This window comes from Pseudomonas sp. NPDC089554 (genome assembly GCF_050280645.1).
Lineage (GTDB): Bacteria > Pseudomonadota > Gammaproteobacteria > Pseudomonadales > Pseudomonadaceae > Aquipseudomonas.
This window is the reverse complement of sequence record NZ_JBNNVR010000013.1, coordinates 64427-86193: the sequence shown is the minus strand read 5'-3', so window position 1 is coordinate 86193 and position 21767 is coordinate 64427. Positions and strand designations below refer to the sequence as shown.

The following is a 21767-nucleotide window of genomic DNA, read 5'->3' as shown; positions in this document are numbered from 1 at the left end:
GTAGTACCTGTGGGAGCGGGCTTGCCCCGCGATTGGGCTGCATAGCAGCCCCAGTCGATCAGTCAGCCAGGCGCCAGGTAGTGGTGCCCTTGCTATCTTCCAGCACCACGCCCATGGCCGTGAGCTGATCGCGAATACGATCGGACTCGGCCCAGTTCTTGTCCGTACGCGCTTGCAGACGCGCCTGGATCAAGGCCTCGACCTCAGCCGCATCGACCTTGCCTTCAGCCCCTGCACGCAGGAAGTCATCGGCCTCCAGTTGCAGCACCCCCAGCACATCGCCCAGCTCGCGCAGACGACCTGCCAAGCCGGCAGCGGCTTCAGGGTCGCTGTCGCGCAGGCGGTTGATCTCGCGCACCAGGTCGAACAGCACGGCGCAGGCTTCGGGGGTACCGAAGTCGTCGTTCATCGCCACGCCGAAACGCTCGACGAACGCCTCGCCGCCCTTGGCTGGAACCCGCGGCAGGCCGCGCAGTGCGTGGTAGAAGCGCTCCAGCGCGCCCTTGGCATCGCGCAGGCTGTCTTCGGAGTAGTTGATGGCGCTGCGGTAGTGGCTGGCCACCAGCAGGTAGCGCACCACCTCCGGGTGGTACTTGTCGAGCACGTCACGAATGGTGAAGAAGTTGTTCAACGACTTGGACATCTTCTCGCCATTGATACGGATCATGCCGCAGTGCATCCAGGCATTGGCGTAGGGCTTGCCGGTGGCCGCCTCGCTCTGGGCGATCTCGTTCTCGTGGTGCGGGAACTCCAGGTCGCTGCCGCCACCATGGATATCGAAGCTTTCGCCCAGGCAGCAGGTGGACATCACCGAGCATTCGATATGCCAGCCCGGACGGCCCGGGCCCCACGGCGAATCCCAGTAGGGCTCGCCCGGCTTGACGCCTTTCCACAGCACGAAGTCGAGTGGGTCCTGCTTGGCCTCGTCGACTTCGATGCGTGCGCCAATGCGCAGGTCTTCGATCTTCTTGCGCGACAGCTTGCCGTAGCCGACGAACTTGCCGACACGGTAGTACACGTCGCCATTGCCCGGCGCGTAGGCATAGCCCTTGTCGATCAGGGTCTGGATCATCGCGTGCATGCCGGCGATATGGTCGGTGGCACGCGGTTCCTGGTCGGGTTTAAGGATGTTCAGGCGGCGCTCGTCTTCGTGCATCGCGTCGATCATGCGGGCGGTCAGCGCGTCGAACGACTCGCCGTTCTCATTGGCCCGGTTGATGATCTTGTCGTCGATGTCGGTGATGTTGCGCACGTAGGTCAGGTCATAGCCGCTCTTGCGCAGCCAGCGGGTGACCAAGTCGAAGGCCACCATGCTGCGGCCGTGGCCGAGGTGGCAGTAGTCGTACACGGTCATGCCGCACACGTACATGCGCACCTTGTTGCCATCGAGCGGTTTGAAGACTTCCTTGGTCTTGCTCAGGGTGTTGTAGATGGTAAGCACGAGAGTTCCTTAGCTGCCCCACGAATCGCGCAGGGTCACGGTGCGGTTGAACACCGGGCGACCTGGCTGGCTGTCCTTCAGGTCGGCGCAGAAGTAGCCTTCGCGCTCGAACTGGAAGCGGTCTTCAGGCTGGGCCTGGCCCAGCGAAGGCTCGGCGCGACAACCGGTCAACACCTGCAGCGACTCGGGATTGATGTTTTCCAGGAAGCTGCCGCCCTCCTCGGTCTTCTCCGGGTTCGGCGAGCGGAACAGGCGGTCGTACAGGCGCACCTCGCACTCGACGCTGGCCTCGGCCGGCACCCAGTGAATCACGCCCTTGACCTTGCGACCCTCGGGGTTCTTGCCCAGGGTGTCGGCATCGTACGAGCAACGCAGCTCGACGATATTGCCCTCGGCATCCTTGATCGCTTCATCGGCGCGAATCACGTAGCTGCCGCGCAGGCGCACCTCGCCGTTGGGCTCCAGGCGCTTGTAGCCCTTGGGCGGCTCTTCCATGAAATCGTCGCGGTCGATGTACAGCTCACGGGCGAACGGCAGCACGCGCACGCCCATGTCTTCCTTCGGATGGCGCGGCAGTTCGAGCTGCTCGACCTGGCCCTCGGGGTAGTTGGTGATCACCACCTTCAATGGGCGCAGCACGCACATGGCACGCGGTGCGGTGCGGTCGAGGTCATCACGGATGCTGAACTCGAGCATCGACATGTCGACCACGCCATCGGAGCGGTTGGTACCGATCATTTCGCAGAAGTTGCGGATCGACGCCGGGGTATAGCCGCGGCGACGGTAGCCCGACAAGGTCGACATGCGTGGGTCGTCCCAGGCGTGCACATGGCCTTCGTCCACCAACTGCTTGAGCTTGCGCTTGGAGGTGATGGTGTAGTTCAGGTTCAGGCGGCTGAACTCGTACTGGCGCGGGCGTGCCGGTACCGGCAGCTTGTCGAGGAACCAGTCGTACAGCGGACGGTGGCTTTCGAACTCCAGGGTGCAGATGGAGTGGGTGATGCCCTCGATGGCGTCCGACTGGCCGTGGGTGAAGTCGTAGTTGGGGTAGATGCACCACGTGTCGCCGGTCTGGTGGTGGTGGGCATGGCGAATGCGGTACAGGATCGGGTCGCGCAGGTTCATGTTCGGCGAGGCCATGTCGATCTTGGCGCGCAGCACGCGTTCGCCATCCTTGAACTCGCCAGCCTTCATGCGCGCGAACAGGTCCAGGTTTTCCTCGACGCTGCGCTCGCGGAACGGGCTGTTGCGGCCGGCCTCGGTCAGGCTGCCACGGTATTCCTTGGCCTGCTCGGGGGTCAGGTCGCAGACGTAGGCATTGCCCGACTTGATCAATGCCACCGCCCAGTCGTGCAACTGGTCGAAGTAGTCCGAGGCATAGCGCACCGGGCCCGCCCACTCGAAGCCCAGCCACTTGACGTCACGCTGGATCGAGTCGATGTACTCCTGGTCTTCCTTGGCCGGGTTGGTGTCGTCGAAACGCAGGTGGCAGACGCCGCCGAATTCCTGGGCCAGGCCGAAGTTCACGCAGATCGACTTGGCATGGCCGATGTGCAGGTAACCGTTGGGCTCCGGCGGAAAGCGGGTGACGATGCTGCTGTGCTTGCCCGAGTCCAGATCGGCCTGGACGATCGGCCGCAGGAAGTTCGCAGGGACGGCGGGGGCGCCTTTGGCAGCGGCGTTGGGCGCGTTGTCGGTGGGCTTGCTCATAGGATCCTTGAATGCTGGTATTCGGTCTGGGTAGGCCGATTGAATCAAAGGGCCTATCATAGCCGAAGCAGTCAAGCTGCTGACAGCCGGGCACCGACAAACTGGCGTGATTTATCGCGGCGTTTGATCGCAATCAGGCACAATGACCGCCGCGCGCCCTTTGTCGCCGTTGCCAGGCCCTGCGCCAGGCAGCAGCACGCGACCTGCGCCCTATTTCCGTTTGCATTGAAAGAGCGAATTTCAGCATGTCCAAAGTCAAACTGACCACCAACCACGGCGAAATCATCCTGCAGCTGGATGCCGAGAAAGCACCGCTGACCACTGAAAACTTCGTTCAGTACGTCAAGGATGGCCACTACGATGGCACCGTGTTCCACCGCGTCATCAAGGGCTTCATGATCCAGGGCGGCGGTTTCGAAGCCGGCATGAACCAGAAGAAAACCCGCGCCAGCATCCAGAACGAGGCTGACAACGGCCTGAAGAACAAGAAGTACAGCATCGCCATGGCCCGCACCATGGAGCCGCACTCCGCCTCGGCGCAGTTCTTCATCAACGCCTCCGACAACGACTTCCTCAACCACAGCGGCAAGAACGTTCAGGGCTGGGGTTACGCGGTATTCGGCGAAGTGATCGAAGGCCGTGAAGTGGTCGACGCCATCGAAAAAGTTGCCACCGGCTCCAAGGCTGGCCACCAGGACGTACCGAAGGACGACGTGGTCATCGAGAAAGCCGAGATCATTGAGTGATCCTGCTGATCTCCGATCTGCACCTGCAAGAAGAACGCCCGGACATTACCCGGGCGTTTCTTGATCTGCTCGAAGGGCGTGCACGCCATGCCTCGGCGCTGTATATCCTGGGCGACTTCTTCGAAGCCTGGATCGGCGACGACGCCATGACGCCGTTCCAGCAGTCGATCTGCCAAGCCCTGCGCCAGCTTTCAGACAGCGGCACGGCGGTATTCGTGATGCATGGCAACCGCGACTTCCTGATCGGCGAAGGCTTCTGCAAGGCCGCTGGCTGTACCCTGCTGGCCGACCCGAGCGTCGTCGAGCTGGGCGGCGAGCCGGTATTGCTGATGCATGGCGATACCCTGTGCACCCGCGATGTGGCCTACATGAAGTTGCGCCGCTACCTGCGTAACCCGCTGACCTTGTGGATACTGCGCCACCTGCCGCTGGCCACCCGCCAGAAGCTGGCGCGCAAGCTGCGCAGCGAAAGCCAGGCGCAGACGCGCATGAAAAACACCGAGATCGTCGACGTTACCCCCGAGGAAGTGCCCAAGGTGATGGCCGAACAGGGTGTTCGTACCCTGGTGCATGGCCATACCCATCGCCCGGCGATCCACAAGCTGGTGGTGGGCGAGCAGCCCGCACGGCGTATCGTGCTGGGGGACTGGGACCGTCGCGGCTGGGCCTTGCAGGTGGACGAACAGGGCTTCCAGCTGGCCCCGTTCGAGTTTTCCTAAGCGCGGCGGCGTCATGGGGAGCCCAAGACGCCTTGTGACCCAGCCGCCAGGTTGCTACCGGCCACTGATCGAAAAAATTACGGTATCGGCGCCTCTGTAACGTCTTGAAAGAGACGCGGCAGATTTTTTTCACGCACCCCCTGCAGTTTTGCCGCTCTCATTCGTCCTAAGTAATGAGATACCTCATGATTTCAGGACAGCCCACGAAAAGGAGCGTTCACATGTACAACTCGCAACCCTCGCTGCAGAGCGGGCGCACCCCGGGCAAGGAGCCCTCGGCGGCGGTCGTTGGAGATGCAGAGGAACGAATCGGCAATGAACAGATCCGTGAACTGCTGCGTGCCTATGGCCTGCGTACCAGCCTGATTCGCCTGAAGGTCATCGATGCCTTGCACAGCGCCGACCGCAATGGGCGCAGCATCGGCGTACGCGGTGTGCATACGCAACTGGAACAGCTGGATATCCCGCTGTCGTTCCTCAGCGTTCGCGAAGTGCTCAAGCGGCTGTGCACCGAGGGCGTCATCAGCCTGGGCAGTGACAAGTGCTACAGCCTCCAGCCACAGGCCCGTGCAGTGCTGGAACAGAGCGCCAGCCGCTGACCGCCTGGCCGACCCGATGCGGTCGGCCCGATGGGTTCAGTGCTTTACCTTGCGCCGCAGAACACCGTTGATGATCACGACTACCACGGCGATGCCGATCGCCAGGTACTGGAACGTCTGCTCGCTGATCGTTCCCTGCTTCTGCAGATAGCTCAGGCCGAACATCACGCCCATCATCAGCACGATGATCAGGATCGAGTACTTGAAGCGTTGCATATGAGTCATCGAAGGTTCCTTGCGACATCAGGGGCAGAAGGCTCGCAGCGAGCCGCCGCCATGATACAACGCACTAGGTGCCGGTGCTGCATTTCCTGCTGAGCGCCTTGCTCCTCGCCTGAAAGCATTGGGTTCCTCGCCATTTGGAGCCCGACCATGTTCAAGCGCCCCTTCCTCGCCAGCCTGCTGGCGTTTGCCTGCACCTCGAGCCACGCGCTCGACACCGTGCACCTGCCGCAGTCACACCTGCTCATGCTGGCCAGCGAACTGGCGAGCGCCGCGGGCCCCAGCCAATGGCAGCAACTCTGGCAACGCGTACGCCAGGCCGGCTATCTCGAGCCTCACCCCAGCCGACCTCACTTCACCCTGCCCCAGGCGATGCTGCCGGAACTCGCCCGGCAAACCCTGGAAAACGCCGACCACGCTGAAGCGCTGGGCACCACCCAGGCCCTCTATCGACGTGACCTGAGCCCTGCTGTTCTAGGTCAGCGTGAAGGGCGTGGGTTGAGCGCGTTGTGCTTGGTAGTGGACTGGCGAGCGCTGCCCGAACCGATGCGTGACTCGCCTCAGGCCTACTGGGCGTCGTCAGCCTGGTGACCAGCTACCCCTGCGACTGAGCCTACCCCACCCCTCGATCACCGTTTCTTACCTCGAACACGGAAAATCAAGGGCCACAGCGCACAACCGGTACCGAGTCCTACAGCCTCCCATCCTTAATGCCTGCGAGCCCTACCACCGAGCGGCTACAGCGCTCGGTCCGCTTGGCGCCTAGCGATGGTTTTCGCCGCTGGCCGAGAATTCAACCAAGCCCCTTACCCGCTCTGGCAAGGGGCCAGCCTGAACCAGGCATGGATAAAACGGCATCGCAAGTGCCCTTTTCGAGGAAGTCACAATGGAATCGAGCGACCTGGACCGAATAGACATCACCCAGCTTCCGCATTCGCTGCAATCGCTGATCGAATGCATCGGTATCGACAACGCCTACTTGTTGACCTGCACCTACGGCGGCAGACCCAAGTACATCCCCAAGCACCGCGAACGCACCAAGCTGGCGGACATCCTCCCCAGCGACGCCCTCGACGCCCTGATCAAGCGCTTTTCAGGGGTCGCACTGGAAATCCCCAAGCCTGACCACTTCCAAAGGCAGCTGCGCAACCTGCAGATCCGGGAAGAAAGCGCCAACGGCCTGTCGCGCAGCCTGTTGGCCGACAAGTACGGCCTGAGTCTGCGCCAGATCGGCAACATCCGCCGCCAGGACAACCACCTCCGCTGAACAGCGCCCCCATGCATCGACACCCTGCCCCACCCCTTTGAGGAAACCTACCCATGACAACAATGGACAACAACCTGATCGGCTCGGTCATCAACGCCCTGCCCATGGACCGCATGATCGCCGCGCCCCTGCAAGCGATGATCGAAGCGCAGGTCACTGCCAGCAAATCCTATGCAGACTTCCTGCTGAACGTCTGCATCAAGGATGGCAAGGCAAACGCCATCGAGTTCAACTACGAAGAGACCGTGCTGGACGACCAGGGCCAGACCACCGGCAGCGTCACACGAAAAATGCAGATTCCGCTGATGGCGGCAATCACTCACCCGAACATCTGCATCGAAGAAGGCAAGGTGGAGTTCGAACTGACCGTCAGCCAGATGGCAGAGAACAGCGCCTCCACCGAGGCGGGTGCCGAAGTGGATGGCTCTCTCGGCTGGGGGCCCTTCAAGCTCAATGTGAAAGGCAGCGTCAGCCACAAATCGGCGCAAACCCGCAAAACCGACACCCGCGCACGCTACGCCTTCAATACCACGGTCAGGCGTCAAGAGCCGCCTGAGGCATTGCAACGGGTCATGGAGTTCCTCACCGATGCCGCCGTGAAACCGATCCGCATTACGGAGTCTGAAAACAGTGGGGGCCAGAAACAAAACCCACCCCCCGCCGAATGAACATCCCCTGCTTCGCTAATCGACAATACGCCCCCGTTACTGGCGGGGGCCCTTGAGGAGCCCGACGCGTGGAATCCCACACCCCCAACCCAACCCCTATGACCTCAAGCGACCTCAGCGACATCACCCGCGGCCTGCAAGAAGCTGCCGCCGCCACACACACGCTGATCGCACAGCAGTACATCAAGCTGTTCGATCAGTTCTTCGACTGCGACACCGACGCACTCGGGAGCCCCATGAAAGCCAAGATGGTCGAAGTGGCCATGGACGAACAGCACACACTGCGGGTGCCATTGATCGCCCTGGTGTCTCCCCGGGGCCTGGCGCTGGAGCGCATGCAGGTCGACCTGTCGGTGCGGGTGAACGGTATCGACACGCAGGCGCTGGCCAAAGACAAGCCGGCAGCGGATGCCAAGGGGGCGCGTTTCCAGGTGACGGTGGGCGCCAGCGGCCGCCGCGGTGACCAGCGTGACCCCGACGAAGTGCAGATTCGCATGCAGTTCCAGGCCTGCGAGCCGCCTGAAGCGATCAACCGCCTGATCGAGGAATACACCAGCCTCATCATCCCCCGGCGTCACCCGGCGCCCACGCCCGTCGACGATGGACGCAACGAGTTCATCGACGCAGCAACGGTTCGCTGAACCGCCCGCCTGCCGTCAGAAATCCCGTTTGTAGAAAATATCCAACGAGCTGGCCAGCCCGCTGGCCGCCTCCAGGTACACCTTCTTGCTCAGTTTGTAGCGTAGCGCGATGGTGTTGGCGGGCTCGAACACCCCTACCCCATAGCGCAAACTGAGACGCTCGGTGAGGTTGCCGCTGGCCACCACGCTGGTGGTATTGCCCGAGCCCTCTGTATCCAGCTGGAAGTCATCGATCCCCAGGCGCGTCGCCAGGTTGCCGGTGATGCCGGCACTGCCTGCAAGGCCCAGGCCCAACGCCGCCTGCGCCAGCATGTTGTTGTCTTCGCCAGACGTGCTCAGCGGTCGCCCCAGCACCAGGTAGGACAAGGCCTGCTCCTGGCTCATGGCCGGCTCCGAGAACACCTGGGTGGTCGGCTGCTCGGCGCTGCCGCTCAGGCGAATACCGGCGATCACGTCATCGACCTGGCGAATGGCCTCGATGTCCAGGTAGGGCTGGTCGATGGGGCCGGCGAACAGAAGGCGCGCCCGGCGAATATTCAGGCGTTGGCCATAGGCTCGATAGCGGCCATCAGCCAGGCTGAGCTCGCCACGGGTGTCGAGGTTGTCACCGATGTGCACGTGCCCGAGCAAGTTGGCGGTAAGGCCGAAACCACTGAACGACAGTTTGTCGCGCCCCACCTCGACATCGATGTCCATGGCCACCGCCATGGGCGGCGTGCCCTCCTCGGTCTGATGACCAACGATTACCGTATCGTCGGACACCTTGACCGTCGAAGGCGGCAACTCGCGAATGGTGATCTTGCCCTTGGGCACCGCTACCTTGCCGGTGACCGCCAAGCGCTCGTCGACCAGGCGAATGGCGAGGTCCGGCGCCACTTCCAACGCGGCGTACGGCTCGACATTGACCGGCAATTGCTGGCCCTGCACACGCAGGTCCATGCCTAGCACCTGGCCCCAGGTCAGGTTGCCACTCAACTGCCCTCGCCCCGCCTCACCGCTGCGCCAGTCACCGTTCAGCTGCACCTGCTCACCAGCGATCAGGGCGCGCAACGAAAGTGCTTCCAGGCTCACCGGCAACTCGGCACCGCTGACGTGCCCCCCGCCAAGCTGCAACTCGCCATTGACCTGGGGTTGCAGCAGGTCGCCCGACAGGCGCCCGCTGCCGTCGAGGCGCCCGGCCAGGCGTTCGACCATCGGCACGAAGGGGCGAATGATCGACAGGTCCAGGCCAGACAGGCTGAAGTCGCCCGAAAGGGGCTTGTTCCGGCCCAGCGGGTCGATCCGTGCAGTCAGGTTCAGCTCACCCAGGCGCTCGCCACGGAACGCCAGCCGGGCATCGACCTGGCGTGGCGCGAGGGTGCTGTCCAGGCGCAGGGCCTGGTAGGGGAAGTCGAGCCATTGCTCCTTGTCGCGCACCCTCAGGGTGCCGCCACTGGCGTCGATGCGAATATTGCCCTTGGGGCCGCTGGCCGGCAGGTCCAGGTTGATGTCGGCATCGAGCAGCCCCTGCCAGGCGAAGTCCTTCGGCAACCACTGGGCCAGGCTTTCCAGGGGGAACTGCTTGAGGTGGTAGCGCAGGCGCGGCTCCGGCGCCAGGCGCTGGTCATCGCCGCACAGGCTGGCCTGATCTGAGCGCCAGCAATGGGCGAACAGGTCAAGTTGGCCGCTGGCCAGGCGCTGCAGCCGGGCAGGCGCCTGCAACTGCCAGTCCTGGCCACCTGAGCGAATACGCCCACTGGCCAGGCGGCCACGCCAGTCGCCCGACGCCAGGGTGCCATCCAGCGCCAGGTCGAGCTTGAGCTGCGGGCCATCGAGCGCCAGGCTCAGCGCCTGCTGGCGGGCATCGCCCTTGCCGTTGGCAGCCAAGTCGCCCAGCGCGGTATCGCCCAGGCGGATGTTGCCAAGATCGAGGCTGAGCTGGCCGCGTTGGGCGTTGTCCAGTCGCACGTTCAGGTCCAGTCGTTGAATGCGGTTGTCAGCTTGGGCCAATTGCTGGCCTTGCAAGGTCAAGGTGCCCTGGGGAGCCGCAAGCGTACCGGCGATATCCAGTCGTCCCTTGGCCTGGCCTTGCAACCTGGGCCACAGCTGGCCCAGGCGCGGCAGGTCGAGGTCGATGCGGCCGGCCAGGCGTTGTTGCAGGCTGCCACTGCCATTGATGCGGTTGTCGCCCAGTTGCACCGCCAGCGTACCGAGGGTCCAGGCCTCGCCGGCCCCATTGGCTTCGGCTTTGAGCAGGGCCGGCTGGCCACGCAGCCGGCCCTTGAGGTCAAGCAGCGCCTCCAACTGCAGGCGCCCGTCCTTCAACTCGCCCTGGCTGCGCAACGGCCCGGCCAAGGTGCCTGGCATTTCTGCAAGCCAGTACCCCGGGTCGAGGGCCGACAATTGCAGGTCGACATCCCAGGCCAGGGTATCGGCAAAGCGCAGGGCAACGCTGCCAGCGGCCTTGCCCTGCCCTGCGGTCAAGGCCAGCTGGGGCAGACGTACCTGGCTGAGGTCGCCGTCGAACGGGCTGGCCAGGTTGAATACACCTGCCGGGCCGTCGAGATCGCCGTCGAAGCGCCCCTCATACTGACCATTGCGATAACGCACCTGCGCGGTCAAGCGCTTGAGGGTGACTTGGGGCGCCTGTTCCAAGGGGTACAGGCGCAACCAGGGGAAGTCCAGCCATTCGAGCTGGGCGTCGGCCATCAGCTCCTGCTGCCAGTCGACACTGGCTTGCAGCTTGATGTGCTGGGTGTCGCTGGCGCTGAGGTCCAGGGCATCCAGCCTGGCGCCCTTGGCGTCCACCTTGCCAGTCAGCACCAGGGCGATGGGGCCCTGATCGGCGGGCAGGCTGGCCGTGCCACGCAATTGATAACCCTTGAGCAAGTCGCCTTCGGCCTTGAGGTCCAGGGGGTTGAATTGCAGGGTGTCGGGCAAGGTGCTGCCAGGCTTGAACGCATCGGCGTGGATATCAAGGCGTGCAGGCAGGTGCTCGGCCAAGGCTTGCAATTCGCCCTTGAGGCGAGCGTCGAGGTAGCCGCTGCTGGTGCCTTCGAGGTTCAAGGTTTTCTGCAAGTCGCCCTTGACGACCAGGGCAAGCGACCAGGGCTTGCCATCCACGGCAGGCAGCTGCAGGGTTGCGTCGGCTTGTAAAGGCCAGTCACCTTGGGGAAGCAGCATGCCCTGGAGGCTTAGCTTGAGATCGTCGCGTTGCAGCTGCAGGGTGTCGATGCGCAGGCCTTGGGCGGTCCAGTGCGCGGCCAGTTGCAAGTCACCCAGCAGGTCACTGCCATCCAGGCGCAACTGTCCTACCCGGACCTCACCCAGCTCGATGGCCAGCGGCAGGTTCAACGCGGGCAATTGCAGCGGCCCGCTGTCAGGTTGGTCTGGGGCTGGCGCGAAGGTCATGTCGACACGTTCGGCCTGCAAGCGCTCGATGCACAGGGTGGCGCGCAACAGGCACGACGGCGACCAGGCCAGCTGCGGCGCCTGCAACTCGACCCGATCGCCATCCTGCGCCCAGTTCAACTGCTGCGCCTGCCACTGCCCACCGAGACGCCCCTCGAAACCCTCCACCTCCAACCCTGGAACCTGGCCCAGCAACCATCGGCTGCCGCCCTGGGTGCCCAGGGTCAGCCCCAGGCCCAGGGTTATAAGCAGCAATAGCCCCAACAACGCCAGCAGTACGCCTTTGAACACACGCATCACAGCTCCGGCCCCATTGAGAAATGCAGACGAATGCCACCGTCGTCATCCAGCGCACGGGCCAGGTCCAGGCGCAGGGGGCCGACCGGCGACACCCAGCGCACGCCGAAACCCACGCCGGTCTTGAGGCTGGGCAGTTCCAGGGAATTGAACGAGTTGCCCTGGTCGATGAAGGTCGCCACGCGCCATTTCTCCGTGACCGAATACTGGTATTCCGCACTGCCCGCCAACAGGTAGCGCCCGCCGATACGGTCGCCGTCGCTGTTCTTCGGCGACAGAGTCTGGTAGTCGTAGCCGCGCACGCTCTGGTCGCCACCGGCGAAGAAGCGCAGCGACGGCGGGATGTTGTTCTGGTAGCCATTGGTGGCGCTGCCACCGAATTGCAGGCGCCCCAGGAACCGATGGTTCTGCCCCAGGGTGGTCAGGCCCTTGAGTAGCACGTTGCCATGCACCAGGTTGGTGTCGGACACCAGCCCTTGCTTGGCCGCCTGCACATCGAACTGCAAACGGTAGCCATTGTGCGGGTCGATCCGGTTGTCGCTGCGCAGGTAGGAGAAGCTCACCCCCGGCATCAGCAGGTTGCTCAGGCCGGAATCGTCGCCCAAGCGATACTCTTCGCGCTGGTACTTGAGCGAGATCACCCGCTGCCAGCCGCTGGGCAACTTGCTGTGCCACTCGGGGCCGACGGTGAGCAGCTTGCTCAGGGTGTCGGTGCCAGCGATTTCCTCGTTCTGGTAGCCGCCGGCGAACCGCAGCTTGTCGGTCAGCGGTGGGTCCAACGGCACGTCATACCACAGCCCGACGTTCTGCCGGGGCGCCGACAGCTCGGTTTCCCAGCCATAGCTATGACCCTGCGCGTTGACCCAATGGCGCGTCCAGTTGGCCTTGCCACGCGGCCCCACGTCGGTCGAAAAACCCAGGCCAAGGCCCAGGGTACGGGGCTTGCGGGTATCGAGACGAACATCCACCGGCACCACCTCGGCCACCGCCGCAGTGGGCGCAGCGTCCACCCGCACACCTTCAAAATAGCCGCTCGATTGCAGGTCGTTGTTCAGTTCGGCGATCAGCTCGGAGTCGTAGGGGGTGCCTGGCTTGAAGCCGACCATGCGTTGCAGCAGGTCTTCATCGAGGGGCGCGTCCCCGCCGAAGCTGACCTTGCCCAGGCGGTAGCGCGGGCCGCTCTGGTAGACCAGCTCGATATCGGCCACGCCAGCCTGGGGGTCGACCGCCAGGCGCTGGCGGGTGAAGCGGCCACTGAAGAACCCATAGCGCGAAGCCTGGTTCTGGATCAGCCGCTTGGCGTCTTCGTACGCCCCGTGGTTGAGCGGCTCACCAGCCCGCAACGCTCGGCTGTCGGGGATGCGGAATGCCTTCATCTCGCTGGCCGGCCCTTCGATACGCACGTTCACGTTGCGCAGCCGCACCGGCTCGCCGGGCTGCACATGAATGACCAGCCGCAGCGGCTGGTCGGCCTTGGCCGGCGCCTTGACCTCGGTGTCGATCTGCGCCTGGTAGTAGCCAAGGGCCTGGGCGGCTTTGCGCGCCTGCTCCTCGGCACCCCGGCTGAAACGCAACAAGGCCTCCTCGTCGCGGTCGCCAAGGCTGCCGATGTAACCTTCGATATTGGCCTGCAGTTCCTTGTTGGCCGGTTTTACCCGCACCGACAGCTCACTCTGGCCCCATGCTGTACAACTGGTGGCCAGGATGACCAGGCCCCAGGTAAGTCGTCCTGAATACGTCATGCGGCGCATCCTACCAGACCCAGGCGCCAGAGGGGCGGCTGGCCAACGGACTCAGCCGCTGAGCGCCTGCGAAGACACCGGGTTGGGATGGAAGAACACCTTCTCCAGGATAGGCCCTACAGCGATTTCGCCGACTTCCTGGTAACCCTGACGCTGGTAGAACGCCAGGTAATGGGGGTTGCCGCTGTCCAGCACCACGCCTTGGGTATGAGGATCTTCCGCACACCAGTTGTGAACAGCCTGTAACAATTGCTCGCCGTAATCCTGCCCCTGGAACTGTGGGTGCACCCCCAGCAACGGCAGCACATGCACATTGCCGCTGGGCAGGCAGCTCGACAACGCAGCTTGGTACGCCAGGTAGCGGCGTGTGCAGCGCAGGCCCGCCCCCAGCATCATGCGCAAACGCCAAGCCCAGCTATCGACCACACCCAGGCGCCGGTGTGGCGGCGCGATCAGCGCAACGCCCACCAGGCGGTCTTCGAGCAGCAAGCCGATGGCGGGCAGCTGCAGGAAGAAATGCTGGCGTGTCCATTCGCGCAGCAACACCCGCAGACGCCGCTCATAGCCCGGTCGCTGGCCCTCGAACAGGTAGGCGAAGGTGGGTTCATGGCGGTAGGCATGGTAGAGCAGCGAGCGCACCTCGCGACTGTAGCCGGCGTCGAGCAAGCACACCTGGGCCTGGGCGGCAGTGGTCTCGGGCATTGCGACGAACCTCCTTGCATGGGCATACAGTGCCTTGGAGATGGACTGCGCCGTATCGTTCCTCTCGAAGCAACCCTAGCAGCGCGCTCCAGCGGCCGCCACGCTGGTGGACACGGCCAATGTCGGCTAGCATCCGAAGCTTTTACCAGGGTTGCCTTTCCATGAAGATCGTCTCGTTCAACATCAATGGCCTGCGCGCCCGCCCGCACCAGCTGGCGGCGTTGATCGACAAGCACCAGCCGGACGTGATCGGCCTGCAGGAAACCAAGGTCAGCGACGAGCAGTTCCCGCTGGCTGAAGTCCAGGCCCTGGGCTACCACGTGCATTTCCATGGCCAGAAGGGCCACTACGGTGTCGCGCTACTCTCGCGCCAGGCGCCGCTGTCGGTGTTCAAGGGCTTTGCCAGCGACGAGGAAGACGCCCAGCGTCGCTTCATCTGGGGCACCTTCGCCGACGCCGACGGCACGCCCATCACCGTGATGAACGGCTACTTCCCGCAAGGCGAAAGCCGCGACCACCCCACCAAGTTCCCGGCCAAGCAGCGCTTCTACAGCGACCTGCAAGCACTGCTCGAAGGCCAGTTCAAGAACGACCAGGCCTTGGTGGTGATGGGCGACGTGAACATCTCGCCCCAGGACTGCGACATCGGCATCGGCGCCGACAACGCCAAGCGCTGGCTGAAGACTGGCAAGTGCAGTTTCCTGCCCGAGGAGCGTGAGTGGATGGAGCGCCTCAAAGGCTGGGGCCTGGTAGACAGCTTCCGGCACCTGCACCCCGAGGTGGCCGACCGTTTCAGCTGGTTCGACTACCGCAGCCGCGGCTTCGAGGACGAGCCCAAGCGTGGGCTGCGCATCGACCTCATCATGGCCTCGCAAGGGCTGCTGCCGCGGGTCAAGGCCGCCGGTGTGGACTATGAGCTGCGCGGCATGGAAAAACCGTCCGACCACGCGCCGATCTGGCTCGAACTGAGCTGAAGCCTGAGGGGGCGCCAGCTTTACAGGCTCACCCCCAACGCCTGGCGCACCTGTTCGCCGCGCGCGTCGTCGGCCGCGCTCACCACGGCGAAGGCATAGTCGCCATGGGACCAGTAGCGCGCCTCCAGTAGCCCATCGGTGCGCTGTCCGTTGGGCATCTCGAAACGCTTGCCGGGTGAGCGCATGAACAAGCTGATGCGCTGCCCCTGGCCATCCTGGAACACCAGCAGCGCAGCCGGGCCATTCTCGTTGGCCAACAGGCGCGCCCCCACTGGCCGCAGGCCATAACTGCTGAGGTCCGGCAACTGCCCGACACGGTTGAAGTGCCGGCCCAGCCAGGCTTGCAATTGCGCGGGGTCATTGGCCTGCACGTCCAGCGCAGGGGTATCGGCGAACAGCTTGTGGGCCTGCACCGCGTCCGCCATGGGCTGCACGCTGGCCATCAACGCCGCATCACGCGCCTGCCAGCCCCCCAGCCCGCCCAGGCCCACCGCCAACACCAGCACCGCCGCTGTTGCCCAGCGCTGCTGGCGACGCTGACGCAGGCGCCGACGTAAATGCCCCAGCTCGAGCGCAGGGTTATGCGGCATTTCGCTGAACCCCGCCAAGGCGGTACGCAGGCGTCGAGCATCGTTGCGCCACGCCTCGATCCGTGCGGCCTGCTCCGGGTTGGCAGCCAGCCAGGCCTGCACCTCGGCGCGTCGCGCAGGCTCCAGGCGGTCGTCGATGAAGGCATGCAGCTCTTGCTCGGTGGGAATCAGGCGTGTCATTTCAGTCTCCGCAAGGCCGGGGACAGCGGCTTGCCCTCGGTCAGTTGACGCAGTGCCGCACGGGCGCGCGAAAGCCGCGACATCACCGTGCCAATGGGAATATCCAGGGCCTGGGCGACTTCCTTGTAGCTCAGCCCTTCCACGCTCACCAGCAAGAGCAAGGCGCGCTGCTCACTGGGCAGAAGCGCAAAGGCTTGCAGGTCGGCCTGGGCCAGGACGATGTCCTCGGTACCCCAGCCGCTCGCCTCCTCGGCCTCATGCCCGCGTCCGAACCAGCCCAGCCAGCGCGCATGCAGGCGGTCGCGGCGTTTGCCGTCGAGAAACAGCCGGTAAAGGATGGTGAACAACCAGGCGCGCAGGCTTTGCGCCTCGCGCTGCTGGCCGCTGCGGGTCAGGGCGCGCTCGACGGTGGACTGCACCAGGTCATCGGCGCTGCCACTTTCACGCGTCAGCCACAGGGCGAAACGGCGCAGGCTTTGCAGCAGCTCGCGCCATTGTTGTTCATCCAGGTCGTGCATGGTCAGGTCCCGGCCCCATGGGGCAGTCAGTGTAAAGGGCAGACGCGGCGACATGAAATGTATTCCCTTGCCGGGAATAAAAATCTTGGCCGCTCGTCGTACCGGCTCATTCATCGACGCGGACCGTCCCCATGAACACCCCTCTGCAAGGCTCTGCCAAGGCCGTGCGCCTGGCCGCCATCGCTGCCGGCGTCCTGGCCCTGGGCGCCTGCTTCGCCTATGCCGCCGGCTGGCTCGGCCAGACGAAGCTGCCCCCCCAGCGCATCATCGACACCTTCGAGGCCCAGGCGGGCCAGCACCCGGGTTATCGCAAGAACCACGCCAAGGGCCTGTGCGTCAGTGGCTACTTCCAAAGCAGCGGCCAAGCTGCGGCCTTCTCCACGGCGCGGGCCTTCAGCCAGGCGCGCGTGCCGGTGATCGGCCGCTTCGCCATTGGCGGCGCCAACCCTTATAGCCCGGATACCAGCGTGCCCACCCGCAGCCTGGCAATCCAGTTGAGCACCGACGATGGGCAGGTTTGGCGTACTGGCATGAACAATCCGCCGGTGCTGCCGGTCAGCACCCCCCAGGCTTTCTATGAATTGGTCGTGGCCACCACGGCGGTGCCAGGCACCGGCAAGCCGGACCCGGCGAAAGTCCAGGCATTCTTCGCCGCCCACCCGGAAAGCGCCCCGTTCCGCCAGTGGTCGGCCAGCTACAAGGCCAGCGACAGCTTCGCCAGCACCGACTACAACAGCATCAACGCCTTCCGCCTGGTCGACGCCAGCGGCAAGGCCCAGCCAGTACGCTGGCGCCTCGAGCCGCAAACACCCTTTGCGGCGCTGCCAGCACAGGTCGACGACAAACAGTTCCTGCAACATGACCTGCAACAGCGCCTGGCCCAAGGCCCCTTGCGCTGGACCCTGCGCCTGACCCTGGCCGACCCCGGCGACCCCGTGGACGACCCCGCCAAGCCCTGGCCAGCGCAACGACGCAGCATCGATGCCGGCACGCTGGTGATCGAGCAGGTCGATGCCCCCGAGCAAGGCGCCTGCCGCGACTTGAACTTCGACCCGCTGATCCTGCCGCAGGGCATCGAGCCTTCCGCCGACCCGGTGCTTGCTGCCCGCTCGTCAGCCTATTCGGAGTCGTTCAACCGCCGTAGCCGCGAAACCCTCGGCACAGGAGCACGCCCATGAAACCCACTGCCTTCCCCCCCCTGGCCCGCCTTCTGCACTGGTTGATGGCCGTGCTGATCCTGGCGATGCTGTTCATTGGCGTGAGCATGGTCAGCGACCTGTCCACCCGCTACCCACTGCTGGTGGAGCTACACAAGGCCACCGGCCTTGCGCTACTGGCCCTGGTGCTGGTGCGCATCGTGCTTCGCCTGAGCCTGCCGCACCCGCCCCTGCCCAACGAAATGCCATCGCTACAGCGCCTGGCAGCAGGCGCCTCGCACCTGGTGCTGTATGCACTGATGCTGGCCATGCCGTTGCTCGGCTGGGCGATGCTTTCGGCCGGCGGCTACCCACGTCCCTTGCAACTGCCGGCAATCGCCCCCCACGACCTGCAACTCTATGCGGTGCTACGCCAGGCCCATGGCTGGGCGGGCTACCTGTTGTTCGCGACCATCCTGGCTCACCTCGGCGCAGCCCTGGTGCACGCCCTGGTGCACCGCGACGGCGTATTGCGCAGCATGTGGCCCGGCCCGCTGCGCCGTAGCGAATAAGTCCACGGCGAATGTAGGACAGGGTCGACAGGTACAAACCGTTGTCACTACCATCGACCCTTTACCTGCCCGCCTGGACCCGCTCGATGAACCCCGCCTCAAACCCTGCCACCCCTACCCTCGATCTACGCCCGCTACTGTTGGTGAACATGGCCTGCACCATGTCGATGATGGCCTTCGTCGCCCTGATCGGCCCCATTGCCCGCCTGCTGAACATGCCCACCTGGCAGGCCGGCGCAGCCGTCACCGTGGCGGGGGTGGTCTGGGTGCTGCTGGCACGACCCTGGGGCCGCGCCGCCGACCGCCTGGGGCGCCGCCGGGTGCTGCTGTTGGGCTGCGCAGGCTTCACCCTGGCGTACTGGGCGCTGTGCCTGTTCATCGACGGCGCCCTGCGCTGGCTGCCGGGTGCGACCCTGGCCTTCGTCGGGCTGATGCTGACCCGCGGGCTGATCGGTGCCTTTTATGCTGCGATCCCAGTGGGCGGCAATGCACTGGTAGCCGACCATGTCGCGCCGCAGCAACGCGCCCGCGCCATGGCATCGCTGGGTGCTGCCAACGCCGTCGGCCTGGTGCTCGGCCCAGCCGTCGCAGCGCTGCTGGCGCACCACAGCCTGAGCATGCCGTTCTACGTGATGTCGCTGCTGCCAGCGGCTGCGTTCGTGGTGCTGCTGTTCACATTCAAACCGCAGCCTCTGCCTCATCGCCATGCGCCAAGCCCGGTGCGTCTGGGCGACCCCCGCCTGCGTCGGCCATTGCTGGTGGCGTTCACCGCTATGCTCAGCGTGACGGTGTCGCAGATCACTGTTGGATTCTTCGCCCTGGACCGCTTGCAACTGGCCTCGGCCGACGCCGCCCAGGCCGCCGGCATCGCCCTGACCACGGTGGGTGTGGCGTTGATCCTGTCGCAGGTCGTGCTGCGCCAGCTGGAGTGGCCGCCGCAGAAGATGATCCGGGTAGGTGCCAGCGTCTCGGCCCTGGGCTTCGCGGCGGGCGCACTGGCGGCCACGGCACCTGCGCTGTGGGCCTGCTTCTTCGTCGCGGCCGCCGGCATGGGCTTCGTCTTCCCGGCGTTCTCGGCCCTGGCGGCCAATGCCATGGAGGCCAGCGAACAAGGTGCCACCGCAGGCTCGGTCAGTGCTGCGCAGGGCATGGGGGCGGTGATCGGGCCGCTGGCTGGCACCCTGGTCTATGCTGTCGACCCGCGCCTGCCGTTCCTGGCGGTGGCCGCGCTGCTGCTGGTGGTCGGTCTATGGCCCAGCCACGCCGACCAACACCGCTGACAAGCACAGCGCGTTGCCGTGCAGAGTGTGTTTTAATGCGATGCCCATTATTTTTGACACCCCTACACTCATTCTCAAGGCGGCTATGGACACCGGGACACGACTCAAACTGGTGCGTGAACGCAACAACCTCTCCCAACGTGAACTGGCCCGCCGCAGTGGCCTGACCAACTCGACGATCTCGCAGATCGAACAGAACCGCGTCAGCCCTTCGGTCAGTTCTCTGAAAAAGCTCCTCGAAGGCATCCCCATGAGCCTGGCCGAGTTCTTCAGCTTCGACGAGCCAGTGCGCGAGGAACGCTTCGTGTTCCGCGGCGGCGAGCAACCTGACCTGGGCCGCAACGGCCTGCGCATGCTGCTGGTCGGTGCCAGTGTCGAAGGCCGGCAGATGCGCATGTTGCGCGAACTCTACGCCCCAGGCGCCGACTCCGGCGAGCCCATCGTGCATGCCGAAGGCGAGGAATGTGGCTTGGTCACCCGTGGCACCATCGAGCTGTGGGTCGACGGCCAGGTCAGCGTGCTGAATGCAGGCGATGGCTACTACATTCCCACTACCCTGCCCCACAGTTTCAAGAACCTCGGCCCCGACGAAGCGGAAATCATCAGCGCCAACACCCCGGCGAACTTCTGACTCACCATGCCTGCCCCCAGCAGCCGTGAAGCGTGCCAGTGCCTGCGTGACGCCGCCTTGGGCGTGCAGGCACTGGTCGTTACCGGTCGCCCGGGCGCAGGCCTGTTCGAGGTGAGCATCGGCGACTGGCAATTGACCCTGGCCCTCGACGATGAAGGCCTGGCCCATTGCACCCTGTGCAGCGCGCCCGATGGCCAGTCGGCCGGGCTGGATGACTGGCAGCGCTACGGCACCAACCCCACCGACCTGCTGAGCATCTGGGAACGCGGGCGCATCGAGCAGTTGCTGGCCTTTGAGCGTTGAGCGTCAGGCCAAGGCCGCCTCGACGAAATCCAGGCGGTCCTGGCCGAAGAACATCTGCTCCCCCACGAACAGCGTCGGCGCACCGAACACCCCACGGGCCACAGCCTCCTCGGTGGTTGCGCGAAGCTGCGCCTTGACCTCGGCATTGCCTGCCAACGCCTGCAACTGGGCAGGATCGAAGCCGCCCTCGACAAGGGTTCGCTCGAGTACCGCTGGGTCCGAAAGATTGCGCCGCTGCGCCCAAAGCCCATTGAACAGCAGCGCGAGCAGCGCCTCGAAGCGTTCCGGGCTACGCAACTGCACGCCGACCACCCCGCGCATCAACGCCAGGGTGTTGACCGGGAACCCTGGCGGCAGGCCGAACGCCACGCCATAACGCTCGGCAAAACGCGAAAGGTCCACCAGCATATGCCGCCCCTTGGCCGGCACCATGGCCGGTGACGCGTTGCCGGTGGCCTGGAATACCCCACCCAGCAGCATTGGGCGATACACCAGGTTGGCGTCGTGTCGGGCGCACAGCGTCGGCAGTTGGGTCCAGGCCAGGTAGCTGGCCGGGCTGCCCAGGTCGAAGAAGAACTCCACAGTCTTGGTCATGCTTCAGTCCTTGTATCTGTCAGCGGGTTACCAGCGTTCGATCCACGGGCGCAGGTCGAGTTCGAAGGTCCAGGCATCCCTGGGCTGGGCGTGCAGGAACCAGTAGCTGTCGGCGATGTGCGCGGGGTCGAGGATACCGTCCTGGTCCTTGAGGGCGTAGCGCTCGGGAAAGTTGTCGCGGATGAACGCGGTGTCGATCGCCCCATCGACCACCACATGGGCTACATGGATGTTTCGTGGGCCCAGCTCGCGAGCCATGCTCTGGGCCAAGGCACGTAGCGCATGCTTGGCCCCGGCGAATGCGGCGAAGCCTGCGGCGCCTCGGGTACCGGCCGTGGCGCCGGTGAAGATCAGCGTGCCACGCTCACGGGTGACCATGCGCTTGGCCACCGCCTGGGCGGTGAGGAACCCGGCGAAGCAGGCCATTTCCCAGATCTTGAAGTACTTGCGCGGGGTTTCCTCGAGGATCGAACAGGGCACGTTGGCGCCAATGTTGAACACGAAAGCCTCGATGGGGCCGATATCGCGTTCGATGGTCTCGACCAGCTCGACCACCTCCTCTTCCTTGCGTGCATCGGAGCCAAAACCATGGGCCTGGCCACCCGCCGCGCGGATCTCGTCCACCAGCGGTTGCAGCTTCTCCACCTGGCGCCGGGTGACGCAGGCCACATAACCTTCGCGGGCGAAGCGCTTGGCAATCTCGCCGCCCGTCGCATCGCCCGCGCCGATTACCAGAGCCACTTTTTGTCGTTGTGTCATCGGGGCCTCACTTTAATGAACGATCATTTAGTAAACGAACGCTATGCTATGATCGCCACACCGTCAAGCCAACAGCCGAGGTACGC

At 64.7% G+C, this 21767-nt stretch carries 22 protein-coding genes and 1 pseudogene; 13 read left to right on the top strand and 10 right to left on the bottom strand.

Features of this window, described 5'->3' with window-relative positions:
* Positions 1-58: 58 nt before the first annotated feature.
* Together cysS and ACQKPE_RS06680 are read right to left on the bottom strand one after the other, a co-directional pair.
* Positions 59-1441: a cysteine--tRNA ligase gene (gene cysS, locus ACQKPE_RS06685; RefSeq protein WP_427664305.1), complete on the bottom strand. Its 1383-nt coding sequence runs from the start codon at positions 1439-1441 to the stop codon at positions 59-61.
* A gap of 9 nt (positions 1442-1450) precedes the next feature.
* A complete protein-coding gene (locus ACQKPE_RS06680) occupies positions 1451-3151 on the bottom strand; it encodes a glutamine--tRNA ligase/YqeY domain fusion protein (protein WP_427664303.1) in 1701 nt (566 codons plus the stop codon).
* A 245-nt stretch (positions 3152-3396) separates the two neighbouring features.
* Between ACQKPE_RS06680 and ACQKPE_RS06675 the strand changes: the two genes are divergently transcribed.
* From ACQKPE_RS06675 to ACQKPE_RS06665, 3 genes are all read left to right on the top strand, one after another.
* Positions 3397-3897: a peptidylprolyl isomerase gene (locus ACQKPE_RS06675; protein ID WP_427664302.1), complete on the top strand. Its 501-nt coding sequence runs from the start codon at positions 3397-3399 to the stop codon at positions 3895-3897.
* On the top strand, positions 3894-4616 hold the full coding sequence (locus ACQKPE_RS06670; RefSeq protein ID WP_427664301.1) for a UDP-2,3-diacylglucosamine diphosphatase: 723 nt from the start codon (positions 3894-3896) through the stop codon (positions 4614-4616). The genes ACQKPE_RS06675 and ACQKPE_RS06670 overlap by 4 nt, the downstream gene beginning before the upstream one ends.
* 221 nt (positions 4617-4837) lie before the next feature.
* Positions 4838-5215 (top strand): fe2+ zn2+ uptake regulation protein, encoded by a 378-nt coding sequence (locus ACQKPE_RS06665; RefSeq protein ID WP_427664299.1) that lies wholly within the window; start codon positions 4838-4840, stop codon positions 5213-5215.
* A 36-nt stretch (positions 5216-5251) separates the two neighbouring features.
* Here ACQKPE_RS06665 and ACQKPE_RS06660 read toward each other — a convergent pair whose 3' ends face one another.
* On the bottom strand, positions 5252-5440 hold the full coding sequence (locus tag ACQKPE_RS06660) for a hypothetical protein (RefSeq protein WP_427664297.1): 189 nt from the start codon (positions 5438-5440) through the stop codon (positions 5252-5254).
* A gap of 147 nt (positions 5441-5587) precedes the next feature.
* Here ACQKPE_RS06660 and ACQKPE_RS06655 point away from each other — a divergent pair.
* The 4 genes and pseudogenes from ACQKPE_RS06655 to ACQKPE_RS06640 all read left to right on the top strand — a co-directional run bounded on the left by ACQKPE_RS06655 (position 5588) and on the right by ACQKPE_RS06640 (position 8013).
* Positions 5588-6048, top strand: a pseudogene (locus tag ACQKPE_RS06655) (hypothetical protein).
* Positions 6049-6323: 275 nt separating this feature from the next.
* Entirely contained in the window at positions 6324-6704 is a 381-nt protein-coding gene (locus tag ACQKPE_RS06650; protein WP_427664295.1) for a Mor transcription activator family protein, read from the top strand.
* Positions 6705-6757: 53 nt separating this feature from the next.
* Complete coding sequence (locus ACQKPE_RS06645; protein ID WP_427664293.1) at positions 6758-7372, top strand: DUF2589 domain-containing protein; 615 nt, start codon at positions 6758-6760, stop codon at positions 7370-7372.
* 98 nt (positions 7373-7470) lie between these two features.
* Positions 7471-8013, top strand: a complete 543-nt coding sequence (locus tag ACQKPE_RS06640; protein ID WP_427664309.1) for a DUF2589 domain-containing protein — start codon at positions 7471-7473, stop codon at positions 8011-8013.
* A 15-nt stretch (positions 8014-8028) separates the two neighbouring features.
* Here ACQKPE_RS06640 and ACQKPE_RS06635 read toward each other — a convergent pair whose 3' ends face one another.
* From ACQKPE_RS06635 to ACQKPE_RS06625, 3 genes are read right to left on the bottom strand one after another with little or no spacing between them, the layout of a single operon-like run.
* On the bottom strand, positions 8029-11703 hold the full coding sequence (locus ACQKPE_RS06635; protein ID WP_427664291.1) for a translocation/assembly module TamB domain-containing protein: 3675 nt from the start codon (positions 11701-11703) through the stop codon (positions 8029-8031).
* Positions 11700-13442: an autotransporter assembly complex protein TamA gene (locus ACQKPE_RS06630; protein ID WP_427664289.1), complete on the bottom strand. Its 1743-nt coding sequence runs from the start codon at positions 13440-13442 to the stop codon at positions 11700-11702. Before ACQKPE_RS06630 ends, ACQKPE_RS06635 begins: the two co-directional genes overlap by 4 nt.
* A 51-nt stretch (positions 13443-13493) precedes the next feature.
* Positions 13494-14144: a GNAT family N-acetyltransferase gene (locus tag ACQKPE_RS06625; protein WP_427664287.1), complete on the bottom strand. Its 651-nt coding sequence runs from the start codon at positions 14142-14144 to the stop codon at positions 13494-13496.
* Positions 14145-14305: 161 nt separating this feature from the next.
* On the opposite strand from ACQKPE_RS06625, the gene xthA reads away from it, so the two are divergent.
* On the top strand, positions 14306-15118 hold the full coding sequence (xthA, locus tag ACQKPE_RS06620) for an exodeoxyribonuclease III (protein ID WP_427664285.1): 813 nt from the start codon (positions 14306-14308) through the stop codon (positions 15116-15118).
* 20 nt (positions 15119-15138) lie between these two features.
* Here xthA and ACQKPE_RS06615 read toward each other — a convergent pair whose 3' ends face one another.
* Entirely contained in the window at positions 15139-15888 is a 750-nt protein-coding gene (locus ACQKPE_RS06615) for an anti-sigma factor family protein (RefSeq protein ID WP_427664283.1), read from the bottom strand.
* Positions 15885-16406 carry a sigma-70 family RNA polymerase sigma factor gene (locus tag ACQKPE_RS06610; protein ID WP_427664308.1) on the bottom strand — a complete coding sequence of 174 codons (522 nt, stop codon included), beginning with the start codon at positions 16404-16406 and terminating at the stop codon, positions 15885-15887. The genes ACQKPE_RS06615 and ACQKPE_RS06610 overlap by 4 nt, the downstream gene beginning before the upstream one ends.
* A gap of 131 nt (positions 16407-16537) precedes the next feature.
* Here ACQKPE_RS06610 and ACQKPE_RS06605 point away from each other — a divergent pair, with 131 nt between their 5' ends.
* From ACQKPE_RS06605 to ACQKPE_RS06585, 5 genes are all read left to right on the top strand, one after another.
* Positions 16538-17584: a catalase family peroxidase gene (locus tag ACQKPE_RS06605; RefSeq protein ID WP_427664281.1), complete on the top strand. Its 1047-nt coding sequence runs from the start codon at positions 16538-16540 to the stop codon at positions 17582-17584.
* Entirely contained in the window at positions 17581-18114 is a 534-nt protein-coding gene (locus ACQKPE_RS06600) for a cytochrome b (protein ID WP_427664279.1), read from the top strand. Before ACQKPE_RS06605 ends, ACQKPE_RS06600 begins: the two co-directional genes overlap by 4 nt.
* A gap of 86 nt (positions 18115-18200) precedes the next feature.
* The gene (locus tag ACQKPE_RS06595; protein ID WP_427664277.1) at positions 18201-19394 is read left to right on the top strand and encodes an MFS transporter; all 1194 of its coding nucleotides are present in this window, start codon (positions 18201-18203) and stop codon (positions 19392-19394) included.
* Positions 19395-19479: 85 nt separating this feature from the next.
* Positions 19480-20025 (top strand): cupin domain-containing protein, encoded by a 546-nt coding sequence (locus ACQKPE_RS06590; RefSeq protein WP_427664275.1) that lies wholly within the window; start codon positions 19480-19482, stop codon positions 20023-20025.
* A 6-nt stretch (positions 20026-20031) separates the two neighbouring features.
* Positions 20032-20328, top strand: coding sequence for a DUF7693 family protein (locus ACQKPE_RS06585; protein ID WP_427664273.1), 297 nt, complete (start codon positions 20032-20034; stop codon positions 20326-20328).
* 3 nt (positions 20329-20331) lie between these two features.
* On the opposite strand, the gene ACQKPE_RS06580 is transcribed toward ACQKPE_RS06585, so the two are convergent.
* On the bottom strand, positions 20332-20922 hold the full coding sequence (locus ACQKPE_RS06580; protein ID WP_427664271.1) for a 2-hydroxychromene-2-carboxylate isomerase: 591 nt from the start codon (positions 20920-20922) through the stop codon (positions 20332-20334).
* Between the two features lie 27 nt (positions 20923-20949).
* On the bottom strand, positions 20950-21681 hold the full coding sequence (locus tag ACQKPE_RS06575) for an SDR family oxidoreductase (protein ID WP_427664270.1): 732 nt from the start codon (positions 21679-21681) through the stop codon (positions 20950-20952).
* Between the last annotated feature and the right edge of the window lie 86 nt (positions 21682-21767).